The 1874-nt window shown below is 51.0% G+C and carries 2 protein-coding genes and 1 pseudogene; all 3 read left to right on the forward strand.

The annotated features are described in order from the left end of the window. Positions 1-217, forward strand: a pseudogene (locus BTJ39_RS25520) (VENN motif pre-toxin domain-containing protein); the annotation flags it as partial. Positions 218-785: 568 nt separating this feature from the next. After that, positions 786-1133 (forward strand): immunity 8 family protein, encoded by a 348-nt coding sequence (locus BTJ39_RS24155; RefSeq protein ID WP_241825977.1) that lies wholly within the window; start codon positions 786-788, stop codon positions 1131-1133. A 21-nt stretch (positions 1134-1154) separates the two neighbouring features. Further along, positions 1155-1766 (forward strand): DUF6862 domain-containing protein, encoded by a 612-nt coding sequence (locus tag BTJ39_RS24160; protein ID WP_078005196.1) that lies wholly within the window; start codon positions 1155-1157, stop codon positions 1764-1766. Positions 1767-1874: the final 108 nt, after the last annotated feature.

Below are 1874 nucleotides of genomic sequence, written 5' to 3' on the forward strand. Positions count from 1 at the left end.
CGGGGCGGCGGGCGCCAGCGCCGGTGAATATATCGCGCAGCAGCTGTATCCGGGCGTGGATAAGAGTAAGCTGTCGGAGGAGCAGAAGCAGAGCATCAGCGCCCTGAGCACCCTGGCCGCCGGGCTCGCGGGCGGGCTTGCCAGCGACAGTAGCGCGGGCGCCCTCTCCGGCGCGCAGGCCGGGAAGAATGCGGTTGAGAATAATGCGCTGGGTGACAGCGAGGAGCCGCTGATACACATTTATCCGGTAAATCCGCTGGCGAAACTTGGCATTGTGGATGAACATGGGCACAAGGTGCCCGGCGGTGGCGGCGGGTTAATCAGAGCGGCCAGACCCGGTAAAGCTAAACTTAATCAAAAAGCGAAACCGGGAAATAAAACGTCCGGGGCTGAGAATACAGCAACTTATCCTACGCTTAAAAACGATCTGGCGCAGCAGAACCTGAACAATATAGCAAAGCAGGATCCGAGACTGAATGCGGTAGTTAAGGGTGATAATGGGAAACTTAATTACGGCGTCGGCTCAGGTACTAAAGCAGAAGCTGATCATTTGGGCAATATTTGGGTTGGAGATGGGGCAAGACCAACGAAAGATGGAACTGGATTAATGAGTGCTGATGGCACTCGTGTATATCGTTTTCCTAAAGGGAAACCGAATGCTCCAGCATTAGTCAACCCAACAGGAGTCCAGGCTAATTTTGAGACTTTTCAAATAAATTCGGTGACAGGCCAGAAAACCAAAATTGGTGATGGGCATCTTAATGTTATTGTGGGGGAATAATAACGTGAAAGCTACATTAAGAACTTTAGGCTGTGATGATTGTGACCTTAATTTATTTATCCCTGAAGAGAGTGATAACTTTATTCTTTTATTCACTTTATCAATAGGTCCAAAAGATGAAGAAGGAATAAACTACTTTCATTTAAATGTCTGCACCCCCGAATGGCTCTGCAAAAACCACTGGCTACCGGAGCTGATGCGTCACACGCTGCTGGTGCGCAAATATGATCTGGATGAAATAACGAAAACCATCACCGATTATATCGATCAGTGCGAAGGTAAAGACTGGATGGAGATAGCACATAAGCTCTCCCGTGTCTTTGCCTGGGAATATGAGGATTATCAGGCATAAGTAGGACCCGCCGGCTAGTCAGTGACTGTAAGGCTTGACCATGTAGTTGAGAATAACTGGCTGCATGCTGATGAAAAATCGGCGCTTGAGGCAGCTCGGGCAAAACTTAACAGTCAGGATCCGGCAGAAAGAGCGAAAGCCCGGGCGGAGGAAAAACAACTTGTCGCCCTGAGCGTCGAGCGCGATAAGGACGTTATCAGCGCCTGCAGCGGCACCCTCGCAGGCAGTGACGCCTGTAAGCAGAAGCGTGCCGAAGCCGTGCTGGCGCTGATGGGTTACGAAGACGGTCCGTACAACAGTAAATACAAAAATGCTTACCCGGACGAGTACCTCCATATTGGTGAGATACTGGACCAGACTTCACAGAAAACCCAAGATCAGCGCCTGGTACGCGACGCGGTGGCTCAGAGCCTGGCGAAGAGGGACGAAATCCCACTGAGCGAGGCGTACAGGAAGTATGACCGCTATACAGCGACGCGGGACTTTATCGGCATCGTGGGGGGGGCTGTCGGTGGTATTGCGATGGCGGAGCGGATACCGATCAAAGGTAAAGCCTCTGGTAAAGCTCCTGCTTATATAGAAGAACCTCCATTCAATCCATCAGGTACAAACGGTGATCTTACCCACCATTAGTGGACACGCGACTAAGTGAGTAAACTCTCAACCAGAGGTAGCTCACATGACAAAATCCGTATCAACCAGTAAGAACCCCCGTAAGCAGCATTCGCCTGAATTCCGCGA

The sequence above is a fragment of the Izhakiella australiensis genome (genome assembly GCF_002006995.1).
Classification (GTDB): Bacteria; Pseudomonadota; Gammaproteobacteria; order Enterobacterales; family Enterobacteriaceae; genus Izhakiella; species Izhakiella australiensis.